The sequence below is a fragment of the Pseudomonas rosaeacicularis genome, assembly GCF_057128745.1.
The window spans coordinates 129838-148572 of record NZ_JBSKHT010000014.1; the positions used below are offsets into that span (position 1 = coordinate 129838).

The following is an 18735-nucleotide window of genomic DNA, read 5'->3' on the forward strand; positions in this document are numbered from 1 at the left end:
GTCCGTCCCGATGTAGGCTCCAAGACGCCTCGCCAACAAGTTGGCTCCTACAGGGGATCGTGTCGTTAGCGAATGTCCACGCTGTAACGGAAATGCTCGGCATGCCCGCGCGAGCGGCGCCATTCCAGCGGTTGCCCGGCGTAGTTGCGTGCCAGACGCTCGATCACCACCACGGGGCTGTTCACCGGCACTTGCAGCAATCGGGCATGAACTTCGCTGATGGCTTCGGCGGTCAGGGTTTCTTCGGCGTAGGCCACGACCTGGCCGCAGAACTGCTCGTAGATCGGATACAACAGCGGCCCCTCACGGGTCAGGTCGATTTCGAGCAGCGTCTGGAATTGAACCTGAGGCAACCAGATTTCCTCGGCCAGCACCGGCTGGGCATCGAGCAATCTCAGGCGAATCATGCGAATCACCGGCGCGTCCAGCGGCAGCCCCAACGCCTGAGCCACGGCGGACGGCGCACTGACTGGTTCAATGGACAGGATGCGGCTTTGCGGGACCTGGCGCTCGCCGGAGGCGGTCTGGAAACGGAAGAAGCGGAACAACGAAGACTGAAACTGCGGACGACGAATGAACGTGCCCCGCCCCTGCTGGCGCTCAAGGATGTTTTCGGCGACAAGCATGTCGATGGCCTTTCGCACCGTGCCGGTGGACAGGCAGTACTCGCTGGAAAGTGCAGCTTCGGTGGGAATCGCTTCCCCCGGACGCCAGCGATTGTTGGCGATCTGCTCAGCAAGCTGATCGCGCAGGCGTTGATAAAGCGGGAGACGGACGTCGCTGGAGAGTCGGTTCATGTTCGAGTGCTTCGCTGTTGTATTTATGTAGTCATCTATATGAATCTCAGCGAAGTATTATCTCGTTACAAGTAACCGTCAAGGGTCATCCGTCTGGCCTCTGGCCTCTGCCCTACCTAGCGACGGATAGACTTGGGGTGCTCGGCGTGATCGCGGACCATCAACATGATTGCGTCACGTTTCTCCAGAAGATGGTGCCGAAGAATGCTGCTCATGCGTTTGCCGTCTCGCGCCTGCAACGCTTCAATCATTTCTTCGTGATCGTGCAAAGCCCGCTCCCATTTGGGCGCCTGCTGGTTGGACAGGTAACGCAGCGCCTGGATGCGGCGATTCAATGACAGGTAGACCTGACGTAACGCCGAATTTCGGGCCGCCAGGTTTATGAGGTCGTGGATAGCGCGGTTACGCTGGTAGTAACCAGCCAGGTCGTTCTGGTTTTTGCTGACCACCATGGCGTAATGCAGTGCCTTGATGTCTTCCAGTTCCTGAGCTGTGATCCGTTCGCAGGCCAACTCTCCAGCGAAAGCTTCGATGCCGCTCATCAGCTCAAAGGTTTCGCGGATTTCCAGCTCAGACATGCGCGCGACACTCGCACCGCGATTGGGGTTGATCTCAATCAAGCCCTCCACGGCCAGGACCTTCAGTGCTTCTCGCAGTGGCGTGCGGGAGATGCCGAGGGTTTCACACAATTCGCGTTCGTTGAGTTTTGTGCCGGGGCCCAGAACCCCTTCGGTAATAAAGCTGCGCAGGTGCTCAACCACGGTGTCATGCAGACGTTGACGCTCGACCTTGGGCATCAACCGTGGGGACTCTTGCTCTTCCAGCTCTTCAAAATTTTGCATTCAAAACCCTCATCAAAGGTCACGCCTTATTCTAAAGCGGCTCACACATTGAAGAATGTTAGCGCAATTACGACGTTTGACACACCCAAGCGACGTGCTAACGTATTTTGAATGCAAAATACAACAACAAGGAGCCACCCATGCTAAAGCTCGACTTCCACCCTGCCGGCCGTCACTTTTTGCAAATTCCTGGTCCCAGCCCTGTCCCCGATCGCATCCTGCGCGCCATGAGCTACCCCACCATCGATCACCGAGGCCCGGAGTTCGGCGAGTTGGGGCTCAAGGTCCTGGAAGGCATCAAACAGATCTTCAAGACGCAGCATCCGGTGGTCATCTACCCTGCTTCGGGCACCGGAGCCTGGGAGGCCGCGCTGTGCAACACCCTGAGTTCGGGTGATGAAGTGCTGATGTTCGAAACCGGCCACTTCGCCACGCTCTGGCAGAAAATGGCGCTGAGCTTGGGGCTCAAACCGCAGTTCATTGGCCGGCCAGGCATAGAAGGTTGGCGTGGTGGTGTCGATGCACGGATGATCGAGGAGCATCTGCGCGCCGATCGTGATCAACGCATCAAAGCGGTGTGCGTTGTGCACAACGAGACCAGCACCGGCGTGACCTCCGATATTGCGGCGGTGCGCCAGGCAATCGATGCCGCCAGCCACCCTGCACTGCTGCTGGTGGATACCATTTCCGGTCTGGCATCGGCCGATTACCGCCATGATGAATGGGGCGTGGATGTCACCGTCTCAGGCTCGCAAAAAGGCCTCATGCTCCCCCCGGGCATCAGTTTCAATGCCCTCTCGCCTAAAGCCATCGAGGCCAGCAAATCGGCCGGGCTGCCCCGCAGTTTCTGGGCCTGGGACGAAATCATTGAGATGAACAAGACCGGCTACTGGCCGTATACCCCCAACACCAATCTGCTTTACGGGCTGTCAGAAGCGCTGGACATGATCCTTGGCGAAGGACTGGAGAACGTGTTCATCCGCCATAACCGTCTGGCGCAAGCCTGCCGCACTGCCGTGACCGCCTGGGGACTGGAAATCCAGTGCGCCGACCCTGCGGTCTACAGCCCGGTACTGACCGGTGTAATGACGCCTGAGGGCATCGACGCCGACGCCGTGCGCAAGATCATTTACGAGCGCTTTGACATGTCCCTGGGGACCGGGCTAGGCAAAATGAAAGGCCGTATGTTCCGCATCGGTCATTTGGGTGACTGCAACGATCTGATGTTGATGGCCACGCTCACCGGTTGCGAGATGGGCTTGCAAATGGCCGGCGTGAAACTGCAATCGAGCGGTGTGCTGGCCGCCATGGATTACCTGGGAGGGCAATCGGTACCGCTGCGACGCGAGTGATCCAATAGGGAGTTGCGCCCAGAGCAGCAACTCCCCCGTTACGACTCAACTATCCCGAATCAACGCGTTTGTCAGCGTGAACAATAAGAAACTGGAGATAGAACATGAAGTTTTTACGTCTGCGCCCCACCACGGTGGTGCTATTCATGCTGTGCGCCATGTACTTCATTACTTACCTGGACCGCGTCAACGTCAGTACCGCAGCGGTCGGTTTTGGTAAGGAATTCAATCTGACCAAAACAGAGATCGGCATCGTCTTCTCTGCTTTTGCCTACCCCTACCTCATCTTTCAAATCATCGGCGGCTGGGTCAGCGACCGCTTCGGTGCCAAGCGCACACTGGTGGTGTGCGGACTGATCTGGGCCAGCGCTACTGTATTGACGGGCCTTGCCGGTGGTTTCGTTTCACTGATCGTGGCGCGCGTGCTTCTGGGGCTTGGCGAAGGTGCCACGTTCCCCGCCGCCACAGCCGCCATGGCGCGCTGGGTTCCCAAAGAAAAAAGAGGCTTCGCACAAGGCATCACCCACGCCTTCGCCCGTTTGGGTAATGCCTTGGCGCCAGCGGCAATGATCGCAGTGATGGCAACGTACGGCTGGCGAGAATCGTTCTATGTCTGTGCCGGGATCAGTTTTGTCTGGGTCTGCCTCTGGGCGCTGGTCTTCACCGAACTGCCCAAGGACCACCCCCGTATTTCCCAACAAGAACTGGACGTGCTGCCTGCGACCAAAGTGAAAAGCAACGTGCCTCTGGCCTGGGGGCGACTGTTCAAGCGCATGGCGCCGGTCACGATTGTCTACTTCTGCTACGGCTGGACGCTCTGGTTGTTGCTCAGTTGGGTGCCGATGTACTTCATGAACATGGGCCTGGACCTCAAGAACACCGCGATCTTTTCATCGACGGTGTTTTTCGGCGGTGTCGTCGGGGATACCTTGGGCGGCATTGTCAGTGATCGTATTTATGCGCGCACCAAGAACCTCAATAAAGCGCGAAGCCTCATGGTCGCGATCTGCTTGTCTCTGACACTGCTCGCACTGTTGCCTCTGATGTTCACCACCAACCTGCACGTGTCACTGGCGTGTCTGGCAATCGGTTTCTTCTTTTCGGAGATGACGATTGGGCCGATGTGGGCGATCCCGATGGATATCGCGCCTGACCACTGTGGCACCGCGAGCGGGATGATGAACACCGGATCAGCGATGGCTGCCATCGTCAGTCCGGTAGCGGCAGGCCTGTTGATCGATAAGTTCGGCAACTGGCAGCTACCATTTCTGGTGAGCATCGTGCTGCTGGCGATCGGGGTAATTCTGTCGTTCCGCATGAAACCCCAGAACAAATTCGAGCAGGTGAAACCAACCGTAGGACCGGCAACCGATCCCCACGTCTCAACCATCATCAGCAAGTAACGCTGCCCGCTTTGCAGACGTTAGATAAAAAAATCCCGCCAGGCTGGCGGGATTTTTTTGCGTCTTTGCTTACTCGGGTCGGCGCGCGTAGTGCCGATAGACCGGCTTCCAGAAATGCGCCTCAATGGACGTTTGCAGCGCCTCGTCCGTTAACGGAGGGGCGACACCGTCGCGCTGAGCCGCCTGACCGACAGCCAGTGCGATGCGTTTGCTCACCGCTTGGACATCCCTCAGTGGCGGCAGCATCTGCCCTGCTCCGGCACTTTCGGCAAGCGCTTGAGCCGAGGCCATCAGCATACCGTCGGTGATCCGCGTAGCCTTGCTGGCAATGGCCCCCAGCCCGATCCCCGGGAAGATATAGGAGTTATTGCACTGCGCGATGGGAAAGGTTTTGCCATCCATCTCAATGGGCAAAAACGGGCTGCCCGTGGCGACGAGTGCCTGCCCTTCGGTCCACTGGAGAATGTCTTTAGGATGCGCTTCGATCTGCGAAGTGGGGTTGGACAGCGGCATGATGATCGGCTTCGGACAATGGGCATACATTGTCTGAATCACCTCCTGCGTAAACAGATCGGCCTTGCCTGAAACCCCGATCAGCACCGTCGGTTTGGCGTTGCTCACGACGTCTTGCAGCGACGGCCATTGCCCGCTGAACGTCCAGTGCTCAAGTGCATCGCTGGAGTGGGCCAGACGTTGCTGAAAGTCATAAAGATCGGGCTGCCGGTCGGTCAACAAGCCCTTGCTGTTGAGCAGATAGACCTGGCTGCGAGCCTTTTCCGGCGTCAAGCCTTCCAGTTGCATGGCGGCGATGATCTGCTCGGCGATGCCACAGCCCGCAGAACCTGCACCGACAAACGCAACAGTTTGATCGGACAGACGCTGACCCTTGACCTTGCACGCGGCCAACAGGGTGCCGACAGTGACGGCAGCCGTGCCCTGGATATCGTCGTTGAAGCAGCAAAGCTGATCCCGGTAGCGGGCCAGCAGCGGCATGGCATTGGTCAGGGCGAAATCTTCGAACTGCAAAATAGCGTCAGGCCAGCGCCGCTGAATGCCTTCGACGAACGCTTGCAGGAACGCATCATATTCGGCACCGCGAATGCGTTTCTCGCGCCGGCCGAAGTACAACGGGTCTGCCAGTAACTTGGGGTTGTCAGTCCCCACATCCAGCACAACCGGAAGCGTGTACGCCGGGCTGATGCCTCCGCACGCGGTGTACAACGACAATTTACCAATGGGAATGCCCATGCCACCGACACCCTGATCCCCCAGCCCGAGAATGCGCTCACAATCGCTGACCACGATGACCTTCACATGGTCTTTGGTGACGTTATTGAGGATCTCATCGAGACGGCCACTGTCGGCAATGTTGATGAACACGCCCCGATGGCTGCGATAAATCCGCGAGAATTCCTGACAGGCTTTGCCAACGGTGGGGGTGTAGATAATCGGCAGCATTTCGTCGATATGGTCGTCGACCAGTCGATAGAACAAGGTTTCGTTGAAGTCCTGGATCGAGCGCAACAGCACATGCTTTTCCAGATCCCCGGTACACGCCTGATACTGGTGATAGGCGCGTTGCGCCTGCTGTTCGATGGTTTCGACTTGCTGCGGAAGAAGTCCTTGCAGATGCAGGGCGTCGCGCTCCTGCGGGCTGAACGCGGTGCCTTTGTTCAGAAGTGGTGTACCCAACAAGGTGGGGCCTGTAAACGGAACTGCTACGGTTCGATCAAGAGTGTTTGTCATATCGATGCCTGCGGTTTTTGTATTTTGCATTCAATATACACGTATCGAACTTGATGCCAAGCGTTGCCGCAATCGCCGCTCCGCAGACTTCAGCACACCGGATTGCTGGACGAGATGCGCCTTTTATGCCGCTGCGCCAACCCTGCAATATGCCCCACCACATATTCCGCATCCCGCGCCACGCCGGAAAATCTGCCCGAACCCCAGGTGTACAGCCACGGCAAGCCCAAAAAATACAGGCCTTCCTGCGCCGTGACCCCACGCTGATGCCCCGGATGCCCTCGGCCGTTGAAAACCGGCGCCTCCACCCAAGTGAAGTCCGGGGTAAAGCCGATGCACCAGATAATGCTGGTGATGCCCTGCTCTGCCAGATCCAGTTCTGCGCGCTCGTGCGGCGGCGTCCACAGCGGTTCATAACGCGTCCCGGCGGGCGCATCGATGCCCTGCTCGGCAATGTATTTGTCGATGGAGGCATTGATCCGGTTATAGACCGCATCGGCACTGTCCAGACTGGCGCTCAGGTTATCGCTGAACTGCAAAACGCTGCCGCTCAAACCTTCCAGCCGACCGAACAGCTCCATGCCCTCAGACGCGAACTTGCGCAGGTCGATGTCGCGCCCACCGTCGCGGCCGGTGACGTAATGGTTGGTGTTGTCGCGCACGCCTTCGCGCAGCGGATGGGTGTCGACGCCGATGTCGTAATAGCCCATGTGCGCCAGCCACTCAACCACGTCCTTGCCGCGATAAAAACGTGCGCAACGGGGTGCATCGCCCACAGCCAGGTAGACCTTGCGCCCGGCCAAGTGCAAGTCTTCGGCGATCTGCGCGCCGGACTGCCCGGAGCCGACCACCAGCACGTTGCCTCCTGGCAGCGACTGCGGATTGCGGTATTGCTCAGAGTGAATCTGGGTGATGCCCGCCGGCAAGCGTTCAGCCAGACGTGGAATGATCGGCGTGTGATAACCACCGGATGCGCAGATCACTTGGTCGGCGGTGAACTCTCCCTGAGAGGTGTGCACCTCAAAACCACCGGCGTCGCGGGGCACCACGCGCTTGACCGCTACCCCTTCGCGCACCGGGGCGTTGACTGTTTTGACGAAGCCCGAAAGATAAGCGTTGATTTCGTCTTTCTTCATGAAGCCGTGGGGGTCGGTGCCGCCGTGTTCTTCGCTGTAGCGATAGCCCGGCAGCGCGCACTGCCAGTTCGGCGTCACCAGGCTGAACGCATCCCAGCGCTGGTGGCGCCAGGTGTGGGTCAGGCTATGTTTTTCCAGCAGCAGATGCTCGATGCCGTGCTGTTGCAGGTGGTAACTGGCAGACAACCCGGCCTGCCCGCCGCCGACGATGATGACGTTGTGGTGTTGGGGTTTGAGGGTGGTGATGGGGCTGGGCATGGGGTTCTCCGGGCGATTCGGTATCAGTTCAAATGCGTTGATATTCAAAAAAAGATGTTGCCGATGCTGGCCCCTTCGCGGACAGGTCCGCTCCCACGGTTTGAGGGACGATGGAAATCCCATGTGGGAGCGGACCTGTCCGCGAAGAGGTCAGATCAGGCGACGCAAATCTCAGCTCAAAACGAACTCCACCCCGCCCCCGGCACGCGCCCACCACCTTCGGTGCGCATGCTGATGACTTCCACCGCGCCATCTTCCTGGTAATGGGCCTGGCCTTTGAGCGAACTCAGGGTGTCCATCGCCGAGCTGCAATAGAAACCCTTCACCTGCTTGACTCGCTCTGAGGCGTTGTTCAAGCCGCCTTCGATGCGCGCAAGAAAATCCGCCAGCGAGTAGCTCGCGCCTTCCTGCAAGTGCTCGTAGATCACGGTGGAGGGTGAATACCCGGCGGCCTCTTTGCCGTTGGGCCAGCGGATTTTGAAATTGACGGCGGGCATGTCAGTGCTCCTTCTTTGCAAACAAAGGGGAAAGATCGAGATCGGGATAACTGAAACCGGTGAACAGCTGCTCGCCCAGGTCCCAGAACGTTTCATTTTGGGCGCCGGCATGCACCCGCAACGCACCGCTGTCATTGACCTGCCCGATGCGCTCGCAGCGCAGGCCTTCGAAGGCAAACGCAGCCTGCACGTTGGGCCAGTCAGCTTCGTTCAGGGTCATGAGAAAGCCGTAACTGGGGAACACTTGCAGCCAGCGTTCGAGCTCGGCATCGGAGGGGCATGGCAGCTGAGTCAGGTCGATGTCGGCGCCACAACCGGTGGTTTCCAGCAGCATCAACAAGCTGCCCAACACCCCGGCGTTGCTGATGTCCTTGGCTGCACGCAAAAGCTCGGCTTCGGCCAGACGCGGCAGCACTTCGAGCTTGCTGCGCAGGCGCTCGGCGGGCACGCCTTCGAAAGCCTTCCAATAAGTGCTGTCGGCGTGCCAGTCACCTTCTAGGTCGACCGCCATGGCGATCACCTGACCGGGCGCCACATGCAGCGTCGACAGCAACTTGCTGGCAATGCCCGTGATCGCCACTGCCAGCGCGGTTGGATTGCCTTCGGCGAGGCTGGTGTGACCACCCGCCAGCAGCAGACCGTAGGCGTCACAGGCGGCACGAATCCCGGCAAGGATTTCTTGCGCGGCGGCATCGTCGTGGTGCCAGTAGGCGTTGACGACCGCCGCCGCCCGACCGCCCATGGCCGTGATGTCGCTGACGTTGGCCATCACCGCCGACCACCCGGCAAACCACGGCGCCGCCTTGACGAAACCCGGCAACATGCCCTCAATGGCCAGCAATTGAAACTGCTCGCCGCAAGCGATGGCGGCCGTGTCATCGCCAGGCAGCGCGTACAACTGGGCGCGGCTCAGCGCAGTTTTGACCGGGCCAATGGCGCGCGCCGGTTGCTGAATCGCTTGCTTGGAGCGCATCGCCGGGGTGTTGCGCAAGGTGTCCAGCAGCGCGCTCAAATCCATTGAGTCAGTCATGACGTGTGACCTTCAACGAGCGCAGCGAAACCTGGCGCGGCATCAACGGGTAGCTCGGCAGATCGGCCTGCATCAGGCAGTGGGGCTGATCGAGCAACACCATGTGCCCCAGCGTTTGCCAGTGCAGGACGTGGAAATACGCTTCGTTGTTCGCCTGAACCGTGGCACGAAAGGTCTCGCAGCCCAGCTCTTTGGCGCGGGACACGGCCTCGTTAACCAGCGCCTTGCCGATCATGCTGTGCCGCCGATAAGCAGGCGCCACACACAAGCGCCCGCCAAACCACACGCCCGGCTCCGGCTGATAGATGCGCACCGCGCCGACCACCTGATCGGCCATGCCACAACTGCCGGCCAACGCAACAATGGCGATGGCCTGAAAGTCATGGCTGTCCTTGTCTTGGGCCAGCAGCTGCTGCTCATCGGAAAACACCGAGCGGCGCAAAGCAAAATACGCCTGCTTCTCCCAGTGCTCGCTGGCGGGCTTGACGACCAACTCGCCTGCGCGAAACGGTTCAAACGTGCTGTCGACCAGTGCGTAGGCCAGGTTCTGCATGATCCGTCTCCCGAAAGTTGAAGGCTTACTCGTGATTCTTCAGCGCCGAGCACGCGCCGCATTTGGCGCAGCCGGCGTTGATCTGATCGGAATGCAAACCGTGGCGCCGTAAGCTGGCGCCGATCTGCGGATACAGTCGGGCCATCATCGCGCTGTCGGGTTTGGGGTGATGGGCCAGCGGCGTGCCGTCGATGGGCACGAACGGCACAACGAACGGGTAAACGCCCATGGCGCTCAAACGTTCGCTCATGTCGGTGATCGCGGTTTCGCTGTCACCAAGACCGGCCAGGATGTAGGTGCTGACCTGACCGCGACCGAAGACCTTCACCGCCGCTTCAAACGCTTCGAAATACCGGCTCAGCGGCACCTCGGCCTTGCCCGGCATGATCCGTTGACGCACTTGCTCGGTGACTGCTTCCAGGTGCATGCCCAGCGATACCACACCGCTGTCGGCCAGCCGCTGAAACCAGATGTCATCGTCCGGTGGCTCGCATTGCGCCTGAATCGGCAGCGCTACGGCAGCCGTCACGGCGGCGGCGGATTCACATAAAATCGCCGCGCCCCGATCCGGTGTCTGCGGGGTGCCGGTGGTCATCACCATGTGCTTGACGCCATCCAGTTCCACCGCTGCTTTCGCCACTTCCGCCAGTTGCTGCGGGCGTTTGCGGGCGATGGTTTTGCCCGCTGCCAAGGATTGGCCGATGGCGCAAAACTGGCAGGAGGTCGCCCGGTCATTGAAGCGGATGCAGTGCTGCAACACGGTGGTGGCGAGCACGTCCTTGCTGTGCAGCGTGGCGATTTTCCAGTACGGGATGCCTTCAGCGGTGCTCAAGCCATAGAAGTTCGGCACACCGGGCATTTGCACCTGGCCGACCTGCAGGCCCTCGCGAAAGATCAACGCCTGGCTGCCGTCCGCGCTGGGCTCGGCCAGGTACGGCGAGTTTTGAGACGCTTGATTGAGGATCGGCACCATCATGGTCCGGCTGCCGAAGGTCAGCGCCTTGTGGTCCGAAGGCCCGGCGCCGCCCTTGCGCGACAGGCCGTTTTGCGAAGCCGGCCAGCGCACGCCATGGCACTGCAGCTCGGCCAATAATTCATTGGTCTGCATGGGCAAGCTCCTCGGTTTTTACGGCTGGCGTGCTCAGTTGCGGCGCGCGCTCGTGGACATGGGCGGTGGGTGTGCGATCAATCAGCAGGCTGAGCAATTCCGGGCGGCTGTAATGGCCGACCGAATCCATCATGCGTTTGCGTTTGTCGATGAGTTTCAGATCAAGGTCGGCGATCACCGAGCCCTCACCGCTGCGCAACGGCTCGCCCAATAAACGGCCTTCCGGCGTGACGATGGCGGTGAAGCAGCCGCCGGAAATCGGCCCAAGCCCACAACCAGTGTCGGCCATGATCTGTGCCTGCTGATCGGCATCGAGCCAGGCCGTGGCATTGACCACGAAGCAGCCCGACTCCAGTGCGTGATGGCGGATGGTGACTTCGATCTGCTCGGCGAAGATGTCGCCCACCAGGGAGCCGGGGAACATGGCGACGTGGATTTGCTCGCCGTCGGCCATCAAGGCGTAGCGCGCCAGCGGGTTGTAATGCTCCCAGCAGGCGAGCGAGCCGATGCGGCCGACGGCGCTGTCCACGGCGCGCAGACCGGAACCGTCGCCCTGCCCCCAGACCATGCGCTCGTGATAGGTCGGGGTGATCTTGCGCCGGTGCTGAATCAGCGTGCCGTCGGCGTCGAACAGCAGTTGTGCGTTGTAGATCGTGCCGCCTTCGCGCTCGTTGACGCCGATGGAGGCGACGATGCCCGCTTCACGACAGGCCTCGCCGATCTGCCGGGTGACGTCGGAGGGCACGGTGACTGATTCTTCCAGCAGTTTGAGGTGTTCCTTGCCCATAGCGAATGGCGGCTGGACGAAGGAGAAATAGGGGTAATACGGAACCACGGTTTCCGGGAAGACCGCGAACTGCACGCCCTCGCGGCCCAAGTCCAGCAGGGTGCGACACAGCTTGGCGACAGTGGCTTGGCGCGAATACAGCACGGGGCTGAACTGAACGGCGGCGGCGCGGATGGTGGTCATGGTTCGGTCCTGAAATATATCGCGGCTTGCACAAAACCTGTAGGAGCTGCCGAAGGCTGCGATTGGCCAGTCATCGCAATGAAGGCCTGTTGGCCTTATCGCAGCCTTCGGCAGCTCCTACAGGGTATTTGCGTGTTGAGACTTACGCCGTCCAGGTATCAATGATCATCGCGCCCTCACGGCGCATCAGCAGGCGCAGGTCCATGACGTCCAGCGGGTTGATCGGGCGGATGCCTTCGATCAGGGCTTTTTCGGTCTGGCCGTACAGCGCTTGCAGGGCGAAGCGGCAGGCGTAGACCTCACCGCCTTCAGCCATGAACGCCTTGATCTGATTGTTCACCGCCAGATGACCAGGAAACGCCTCGGCGCCCAAGGTCGGGAAACCGCGCTGCACGCCCAGTTGCACGCCCGGCCCGTAGAGCAGGATTTTGGTTTCGAAGCCCTTGCGCAGCAGACGTTTGGCCTGAAGCATGTTGACCAGGCCGATGGACCCTTCGAAGGCAATGGTGTGGAAGGTGATCAGGGCCTTTTCGCCGGGTTCTGCTTTCACGTCTTCGAAGACTTTCTCTTCGTAATTGACCAGAAAGTCGCCGTCCTGGTAGTGCGGGGTTTCTACGATAGGCATGTCTTGGCTCCATTGGCGCGGGTATTGTTGGGTGTCCGGGTTCGTTACCTGAAGACACAAGCACTAGAGCGAACGCCGTGCCAAAAATAAAAAGTCGTTTCAACCAAGACATAACCTGCTGATTTCACAGAAGATCGCTATCTTATCCGCAACTATCCCTCCCATCTGATGCTTTCGCGAAATCACGCATTCCCGTAGAAATACGAATATTCGTAGCGGCAAATCACGAGATTTCGTAATCATGAACGAACCAGACTCTCTGATCGGCTGGGCGGACCTGGCCTATTCGTCGCGGCACATGGTGTTCGAGCATTGCGCCGAGGCCATCACCCTGCTCGACCCGTTCGCCGATCGCTTCGGTGATCTCAACATCGCCGCCTGCAAGCTGCTGGGCTACCCGCGTCAGGAATTGCTGGAACTGCCGGTGAGCAAGCTGTTCGGCCACCAATTGGCCGACCTGATCGTCTTCACCCAAGCGGTGATGGACAAAGGCCGCGGCTGGACCGATGACTTAAGCTGCAACTGCAAAACCGGCGAGCGCATTGAGCTGGAAATTTCCGCCACCGTTCTGCTGATCAAAGGCAGCCCGCAGCTGATACTGGTCCTGCGCGAAGCCAGCGCGCAGAAGTACCAGCAAGACCAGGCCTACACTGAGCGCACCATGCGCGGCGGGCTGATCGAATGGCGCAACATCCTCAATCTGTTTCAGGAATCGGAACGCGACAACCAACTGTTATTGAGCTCGGTGGGCGATGGCATCTACGCCATCGACAGCGACGGCCTGGCGACCTTCGTCAACCCGGCTGGCGCGCGGATGCTGGGTTGGGAAGTCAAAGACATGCTCGGCAAGAACATCCACCGTATTCATCACCACAGCCACGCCGACGGCAGCCACTACCCGGTGGAAGACTGCCCGATCTACAAAGCGGTGCACGACGGCGTGGTGCACGAAGGTCGGCAAGAGGTGTTCTGGCGCCACGACGGCTCGTGCTTTCCGGTGGAATTCACCAGCACGCCGGTCATTTCCGATGGCCGCATCGCTGGCGCAGTGGTGGTGTTTCGCGACATCACCGAACGCCGCACCACCGAGAATCAACTGCACAACGCGCTGGAAGAACTGAAGGTGCTCAAGCAGCGCCTGGAAGACCAGAACGCCTATTTGCAGGAAGAGATTCACATTGAGCACAACTTTCGCGAGATCGTCGGGCAGAGCGCGCCGATCCTTAAAATCATCAAGCAGATCGACGTGGTGGCGCCTACCGATGCCAGCGTGTTGATCAACGGCGAATCCGGCACCGGCAAGGAATTGATCGCCCGCGCCATCCATCAGGCCAGCCGCCGCAGCGCGCACCCGCTGATTCGGGTCAACTGCGCGGCGATCCCGACCGAGCTGTTCGAAAGCGAATTCTTCGGGCACATTCGTGGCGCGTTTACCGGCGCTGTGCGTGATCGGGTCGGGCGTTTTGAACTGGCCGATGGCGGCACGCTGTTTCTCGACGAGATTGGCGAAATTCCGCTGGAGCTGCAAAGCAAGTTGCTGCGGGTGTTGCAGGAAGGCCAGTTCGAGCGCGTCGGTGAAGAGCGCACACGCAAGGTGGACGTGCGCATCATCGCCGCGACCAACCGCGATCTGCGTCAGGAGGTGGGGGCCAAGCATTTTCGAGAGGATTTGTATTTCCGCTTGAACGTCTTTCCGATCCACTCCCCGGCCCTGCGCGAGCGCCCGCTGGACATCGCGCCGCTGGCTGCGCACTTTCTCAAGCAAACCGGCAAGCGCCTGAACATGCCGGGGCGGCGTTTGCGTAATAGCGACATTGAACGGTTGCAGGCGTACTCGTGGCCGGGGAACATTCGCGAGCTGCAAAACGTGATTGAGCGCGGGCTGATCACCTCAAGCGGTGCGGATTTGAATCTGGATTTGCCGGATGAGCCCAAGGCCCTCGCCCCTGCAGCGACTCCTGACGCGTTGAGCGGTGGCTTCCTCACCGAAGCACAGATGCGCGATCTGGAGCGTAATAACATGCACGCCGCGTTGAAGGTGGCTAACGGCAAGTTGTTCGGCAAAGGCGGCGCCGCAGAGTTGCTCGGGATCAAGCCGACGACCCTGGCCTCGCGGTTGAAGCGGCTGGATATTGAGGTGGATTAATTCATCGCGACAGACATCAACCCCGTGGGAGCGGACCTGTCCGCGAATGCAATGTGCCAGGCGACGCAGATGTACCAGGTTCACTGGCGCCTTCGCGGACAGGTCCGCTCCCACGGGGCCGTTTGCACCCCACCCGCTGTGTGACACCCTTACCTCTTTTGATCGAGAAACTTCATGACCACCCAGACTCGCGCGCCGACCATGACCAAAGGCCTGGCAATACTCTTCGCCTTTTGCTGCGGCGCCATCGTGGCCAATATTTACTACGCCCAACCCATCATCGGCCTGATCGCGCCTGACATCGGCCTGAGCAGCACCATGGCGAGTTTCATCGTCTCTCTGACGCAAATCGGCTACGCACTCGGGCTGTTCTTTCTGGTGCCGCTGGGCGATCTGCTGGAGAACCGCAAACTGATGATCACCACCACCGGGGTGGCGATTGTGAGCCTGCTGGGCGCGGCGTTTGCCCAGCAACCCAACGTGTTTTTAATGGTGTCGCTGCTGGTGGGATTCAGCTCGGTGTCGGTGCAGATTCTGGTGCCGCTGGCCGCGCATCTGGCGCCTGAAGAGTCTCGCGGACGCGTGGTCGGCGGGATCATGGGCGGTTTGTTGCTGGGGATTTTGCTGGCACGCCCGCTGTCCAGCCTGGTCGCCGACCACTTCGGCTGGCGCGCGGTGTTCGGCTCGGCCGCGGCGTTGATGGCGCTGATCAGCGTGGTGCTGGCGACGACCATGCCCAAGCGTCAGCCTGATCACAGCGCCTCGTACGGCCAGCTGATTTTCTCCTTGTGGACGCTGATGCGCACGCAACCGGTGCTGCGTCAGAGGGCGTTTTATCAGGCGTGCATGTTCGCCACCTTCAGCCTGTTCTGGACCGCCGTGCCGCTGGAGTTGGCGCGCAATTACGGACTGTCCCAGAGCCAGATCGCGATCTTCGCGCTGGTCGGTGCCATCGGCGCGATTGCTGCGCCCATCAGTGGTCGTCTGGCGGATGCGGGGCATACGCGGGTGGCGAGCCTGTGTGCGTTGTTGTTTGCGGCGTTGAGTTTTCTGCCGAGTTTGATTCATCCGGCGTTTGCGGTGATTGGCCTGGCGATCACGGGCGTGATTTTGGATTTTTGTGTACAGATGAATATGGTGCTTGGGCAACGGGCTGTTTACGCCCTGGACGCCAAGAGCCGCAGCCGCCTGAATGCGTTGTACATGACCAGCATTTTCATCGGCGGCGCCATCGGTTCGGGGATTGCCAGCGGGCTTTACGACCATGGCGGCTGGGGCTGGATCGTGATTGCTGGCAGCGCGTTTCCGCTAGTGGCGTTGTTGGCGTTTTTGAAGAACTCACGCGGTTGAATGTCGGGGTGTCTGACAGCCTCTATGGCAATCACGCACCCCTGTAGGAGCGAATTCATTCGCGAGAGGCCGGCAGCGTCGACATCATCATCGGCTGACACAACGTCTCGCGAACAAGTTCGCTCCTACAGATACTGATATGGACTTACCCGTGTTGGAGCGAGGCTTGGTCACCGAATCGCCGCAAAGCCTCGCTCCAGATCCTCGATCAACGCGCTGACGTCTTCCAGACCGATATGCAGCCGCAGCAAAGGGTTCAGCGCTTTATCCTCGGCATTCACCCGGTCCTTGACGCTGGCCACGATCACCAGGCTTTCGAACCCGCCCCACGACGCGCCCAGCCCGAACAGCTGCAACCCGTCGATAAAGCCCTCCAGCAGCTGCGGATCACTGTCCGCCAACTCGAACGTCAACAGCCCGTTGCTCCCGGTAAAATCGCGCTTCCACAACGCATGGCTTGGGTGCTCGGGCAACGCCGGATGGAACACTCGCTTGACCTGCGGATGACCCTGCAACCAGTGCGCGACCTGCAAGCCCTGACGCTGATGCACATCCAGCCGCGCCGCCAACGTGCGAGCGCCGCGCAGCACCAGATACGCGTCATCGGGGCTGACGGTGCTGGCGAAGGTGTCGGTCATCACGGCCAGTGGCTGCCAGACCGCTTGCGTGGTGCAGACGCTGCCCATCACCACATCGCTGTGCCCGCACAGGTATTTGGTCAACGCCATGATCGAGATGTCAGCGCCCAGAGTCAGCGGCCGGTATTGGTACCCAGAGCCGTAAGTGTTGTCCACCGCCAGCAGAATCCCGCGCGGTTTGCACAGCGCAGCAATGGCCGGCAGGTCGCACAACTCATACAGCAGCGAGCCTGGCACTTCGGCGTAGACCATCTTGGTATTGGCTTGAAGCAACGCTTCGATCCCCGATCCATCAGCGGCAAAGAAGCTGTATTCGATGCCGAACGGCGCCAGAAACTCTTCGGCCACCTGACGCACCGGCGAGTACACCGCGTCGGTGATCAGCACATGGTCGCCAGGGCGCAGGTACGCCAGGAACGTCTGCGCCACAGCGGCCAAACCGGTGCCAAACAGGCGCGTGCGATAGCCGCCTTCAAGCTCAGTCACCAGATCTTCCAGCTCGAATGCCGTGGGATTGCCCCGCGCGCCGTAGCTGAGCACGCGCTCGCTGTCCCGGCGTTTACGGGCGTCGCGCATCTCGTGCAGGCTGTCGAACAGCACCGTACTCATGCGCGAGACTGGCGGGTTGACGCCACGCACGCCGCTGCCCTTCTCGCCCCGCGCCGCGTGCACCAGGCGTGTACGCACTCGATCTTGGGTCTGGCGGGCGCCGAGGGGTTTGAGGCTAGCGATTTCCTGCTCGGTCATCTGCCCGAGCAAGCCGATCTCCCAGGCCAGGTATTGCCGCGCCGCGTCTTTGTTGCCGGAGTGGCGGTCATGGGTGAAGAACAGAAAATCGATGCACTGCGCATTGGTTGGCGTGTTGGCGTCTTCCACCAACGCCAGACCGGCCGATTGCCAGGCGCTGATGCCGCCCGCCAGAACCCGTGCCTGAGCGCGCTGGGCATCCAGCAATTCCCGCGCGGCGATTTCAGCCACCGCTGGCGTGTCCGCGATCAGCACCAACGGCCGCGTTTCGCTGCTGACCTGCGCAGCCAATAACGGCCGAATCGACCAGCTCGAACCTTCGATATGGCCCTTGCGGAACGCCATGCTCGGGCGCAGATCGACCACGACCACGGCGTTGTCCTTGACTGCGTCGAACAGCTCGGCAGCGCTTAGTGTTGGCAATGAAGACGTGACCGCGTTGTCATTGAGTGGCAATGCCAGACCGCTGTGAATGCCGCCTTCGAGCACATACGCCTCATGCCCCAGCTGGCGCAACCAGCTCGCCACAATCGGCGCACGAATGCCGTCGTCGTCCACCAGCACCAAGCGGGCCTGACGTACGCCGACGTACAGATCGGTGGACTGAATAAGCTGGCCGCCCGGGGTGTGTTGCGCGCCGGGCAAGCTGCCGAGGGCGAATTCTTCCGGAGTGCGCACGTCGCACAGGAACAGGCTGCGATTTTTGTCCTCAGCCCATTTGGCCACTTGAGCGGCATCAACCGTCACGACGCCTGTACGTTGCGCCAGTTGCTGCGCAGCCTGGCGTTGTACGTCCAACGACGCACTCGGGGCCACTTCGCTATAACGACGGGTGCTGCCGTGTTCCAGCGGCAGGTCGGCCAGATACCAGCCTTGGGTGCCGTTTTCCAACGCGTAGACCGGGTTTTTCACGCCCAGATCGATCAGCGTTTGCGCGCCGATGATGCTGCGGGTGCGACCGGCGCAATTGACCACGATGGGGGTGGTGTCATCGGTCACCAGATCGGGCAAGCGATAACCCAGCTCGCCGTTGGGGCAGCAGATGGAACCGGGGATGGTCATCTTGCGGTATTCATCGAACGGGCGACCGTCGAGCACCACCAGCGGCGTGCCTTTGGCTTGCCACGCCGCCAGTTCCGTGGCTCTGATGTGCGGGGTGTGGCTGGCTTCTTCGACGATTTCGCCGAACGCCTTGGACGGCACGTGAACGCCGGCAAACAGCTCGAAACCCGCGGCCTGCCAACCGTCGGCGCCGCCTTCGAGGATATGCACGCGGCTGTAATCGAGTTCGCTCAGTCGCTGGGCAGCGCGGGAAGCGACGTTGCCACCGCTCTGGTCATAAATGACCAGACGCACGCCGGGGTTCGGCGCCAGACGGCGGACCTCCAGCTCGAGGCGGCTATAGGGCAGATTCACGCCGTGGAACAGGTGCGCTTCGCCGTACTGACCGTGCTCGCGGATGTCGAACAACGCGATTTCCTGCCCGTCGAACAGCCAGCTTTGCAGTTGTTGGGGGGTGATGGTCTGGCTCATGGGG

General features: G+C 60.5%; 15 protein-coding genes. 4 read left to right on the forward strand and 11 right to left on the reverse strand.

The genetic code is table 11. From position 1 onward, the window contains the following. Positions 1-65: 65 nt before the first annotated feature. Together ACWKWM_RS19035 and ACWKWM_RS19040 are read right to left on the reverse strand one after the other, a co-directional pair. On the reverse strand, positions 66-797 hold the full coding sequence (locus tag ACWKWM_RS19035) for a GntR family transcriptional regulator (protein ID WP_483847619.1): 732 nt from the start codon (positions 795-797) through the stop codon (positions 66-68). A gap of 116 nt (positions 798-913) precedes the next feature. Beyond that, positions 914-1639, reverse strand: coding sequence for a GntR family transcriptional regulator (locus tag ACWKWM_RS19040; RefSeq protein ID WP_483847620.1), 726 nt, complete (start codon positions 1637-1639; stop codon positions 914-916). A gap of 140 nt (positions 1640-1779) precedes the next feature. Between ACWKWM_RS19040 and ACWKWM_RS19045 the strand changes: the two genes are divergently transcribed. After that, on the forward strand, positions 1780-2991 hold the full coding sequence (locus tag ACWKWM_RS19045; RefSeq protein ID WP_483847621.1) for a pyridoxal-phosphate-dependent aminotransferase family protein: 1212 nt from the start codon (positions 1780-1782) through the stop codon (positions 2989-2991). A 104-nt stretch (positions 2992-3095) separates the two neighbouring features. Next, positions 3096-4394: an MFS transporter gene (locus ACWKWM_RS19050; RefSeq protein WP_483847622.1), complete on the forward strand. Its 1299-nt coding sequence runs from the start codon at positions 3096-3098 to the stop codon at positions 4392-4394. Positions 4395-4463: 69 nt separating this feature from the next. Here the strand turns inward: ACWKWM_RS19050 and ACWKWM_RS19055 are convergent, their stop codons facing one another. From ACWKWM_RS19055 to ACWKWM_RS19090, 8 genes are all read right to left on the reverse strand, one after another. Continuing rightward, on the reverse strand, positions 4464-6140 hold the full coding sequence (locus ACWKWM_RS19055; protein WP_483847623.1) for an NAD-dependent malic enzyme: 1677 nt from the start codon (positions 6138-6140) through the stop codon (positions 4464-4466). 89 nt (positions 6141-6229) lie between these two features. Further along, the gene (locus ACWKWM_RS19060; RefSeq protein ID WP_483847624.1) at positions 6230-7534 is read right to left on the reverse strand and encodes an MSMEG_0569 family flavin-dependent oxidoreductase; all 1305 of its coding nucleotides are present in this window, start codon (positions 7532-7534) and stop codon (positions 6230-6232) included. 176 nt (positions 7535-7710) lie between these two features. Further along, positions 7711-8031, reverse strand: coding sequence for an MSMEG_0570 family nitrogen starvation response protein (locus tag ACWKWM_RS19065; protein ID WP_483847625.1), 321 nt, complete (start codon positions 8029-8031; stop codon positions 7711-7713). A gap of 1 nt (position 8032) precedes the next feature. Further along, complete coding sequence (locus tag ACWKWM_RS19070; RefSeq protein WP_483847626.1) at positions 8033-9061, reverse strand: sll0787 family AIR synthase-like protein; 1029 nt, start codon at positions 9059-9061, stop codon at positions 8033-8035. Further along, positions 9054-9614 carry an MSMEG_0567/Sll0786 family nitrogen starvation N-acetyltransferase gene (locus ACWKWM_RS19075; protein ID WP_483847627.1) on the reverse strand — a complete coding sequence of 187 codons (561 nt, stop codon included), beginning with the start codon at positions 9612-9614 and terminating at the stop codon, positions 9054-9056. Before ACWKWM_RS19075 ends, ACWKWM_RS19070 begins: the two co-directional genes overlap by 8 nt. 25 nt (positions 9615-9639) lie before the next feature. Beyond that, a complete protein-coding gene (locus ACWKWM_RS19080; RefSeq protein ID WP_483847628.1) occupies positions 9640-10722 on the reverse strand; it encodes an MSMEG_0568 family radical SAM protein in 1083 nt (360 codons plus the stop codon). After that, entirely contained in the window at positions 10709-11692 is a 984-nt protein-coding gene (locus ACWKWM_RS19085; RefSeq protein ID WP_483847629.1) for a Nit6803 family nitrilase, read from the reverse strand. Before ACWKWM_RS19085 ends, ACWKWM_RS19080 begins: the two co-directional genes overlap by 14 nt. Positions 11693-11834: 142 nt before the next feature. Then, positions 11835-12317: an MSMEG_0572/Sll0783 family nitrogen starvation response protein gene (locus ACWKWM_RS19090; protein WP_349802329.1), complete on the reverse strand. Its 483-nt coding sequence runs from the start codon at positions 12315-12317 to the stop codon at positions 11835-11837. 241 nt (positions 12318-12558) lie between these two features. On the opposite strand from ACWKWM_RS19090, the gene ACWKWM_RS19095 reads away from it, so the two are divergent. Together ACWKWM_RS19095 and ACWKWM_RS19100 are read left to right on the forward strand one after the other, a co-directional pair. Then, the gene (locus ACWKWM_RS19095) at positions 12559-14463 is read left to right on the forward strand and encodes a sigma 54-interacting transcriptional regulator (RefSeq protein ID WP_483847630.1); all 1905 of its coding nucleotides are present in this window, start codon (positions 12559-12561) and stop codon (positions 14461-14463) included. A gap of 174 nt (positions 14464-14637) precedes the next feature. Then, positions 14638-15813 carry an MFS transporter gene (locus ACWKWM_RS19100; protein WP_483847631.1) on the forward strand — a complete coding sequence of 392 codons (1176 nt, stop codon included), beginning with the start codon at positions 14638-14640 and terminating at the stop codon, positions 15811-15813. 170 nt (positions 15814-15983) lie between these two features. Here ACWKWM_RS19100 and metC read toward each other — a convergent pair whose 3' ends face one another. Continuing rightward, positions 15984-18731 carry a cystathionine beta-lyase gene (gene metC / locus ACWKWM_RS19105; RefSeq protein ID WP_483847632.1) on the reverse strand — a complete coding sequence of 916 codons (2748 nt, stop codon included), beginning with the start codon at positions 18729-18731 and terminating at the stop codon, positions 15984-15986. Between the last annotated feature and the right edge of the window lie 4 nt (positions 18732-18735).

Excerpts from the sequence above, each read along its gene's own strand:
- ACWKWM_RS19100 (WP_483847631.1), top strand. The coding sequence starts at position 14,638 with ATGACCACCCAGACTCGCGCGCCGACCATGACCAAAGGCCTGGCAATA.
- ACWKWM_RS19040 (WP_483847620.1), bottom strand. The coding sequence starts at position 1,639 with ATGCAAAATTTTGAAGAGCTGGAAGAGCAAGAGTCCCCACGGTTGATG.
- ACWKWM_RS19080 (WP_483847628.1), bottom strand. The coding sequence starts at position 10,722 with ATGCAGACCAATGAATTATTGGCCGAGCTGCAGTGCCATGGCGTGCGC.
- ACWKWM_RS19090 (WP_349802329.1), bottom strand. The coding sequence starts at position 12,317 with ATGCCTATCGTAGAAACCCCGCACTACCAGGACGGCGACTTTCTGGTC.
- ACWKWM_RS19085 (WP_483847629.1), bottom strand. The coding sequence starts at position 11,692 with ATGACCACCATCCGCGCCGCCGCCGTTCAGTTCAGCCCCGTGCTGTAT.
- ACWKWM_RS19070 (WP_483847626.1), bottom strand. The coding sequence starts at position 9,061 with ATGACTGACTCAATGGATTTGAGCGCGCTGCTGGACACCTTGCGCAAC.
- ACWKWM_RS19045 (WP_483847621.1), top strand. The coding sequence starts at position 1,780 with ATGCTAAAGCTCGACTTCCACCCTGCCGGCCGTCACTTTTTGCAAATT.
- ACWKWM_RS19065 (WP_483847625.1), bottom strand. The coding sequence starts at position 8,031 with ATGCCCGCCGTCAATTTCAAAATCCGCTGGCCCAACGGCAAAGAGGCC.
- ACWKWM_RS19095 (WP_483847630.1), top strand. The coding sequence starts at position 12,559 with ATGAACGAACCAGACTCTCTGATCGGCTGGGCGGACCTGGCCTATTCG.
- ACWKWM_RS19050 (WP_483847622.1), top strand. The coding sequence starts at position 3,096 with ATGAAGTTTTTACGTCTGCGCCCCACCACGGTGGTGCTATTCATGCTG.
- ACWKWM_RS19055 (WP_483847623.1), bottom strand. The coding sequence starts at position 6,140 with ATGACAAACACTCTTGATCGAACCGTAGCAGTTCCGTTTACAGGCCCC.
- metC (WP_483847632.1), bottom strand. The coding sequence starts at position 18,731 with ATGAGCCAGACCATCACCCCCCAACAACTGCAAAGCTGGCTGTTCGAC.
- ACWKWM_RS19075 (WP_483847627.1), bottom strand. The coding sequence starts at position 9,614 with ATGCAGAACCTGGCCTACGCACTGGTCGACAGCACGTTTGAACCGTTT.
- ACWKWM_RS19060 (WP_483847624.1), bottom strand. The coding sequence starts at position 7,534 with ATGCCCAGCCCCATCACCACCCTCAAACCCCAACACCACAACGTCATC.
- ACWKWM_RS19035 (WP_483847619.1), bottom strand. The coding sequence starts at position 797 with ATGAACCGACTCTCCAGCGACGTCCGTCTCCCGCTTTATCAACGCCTG.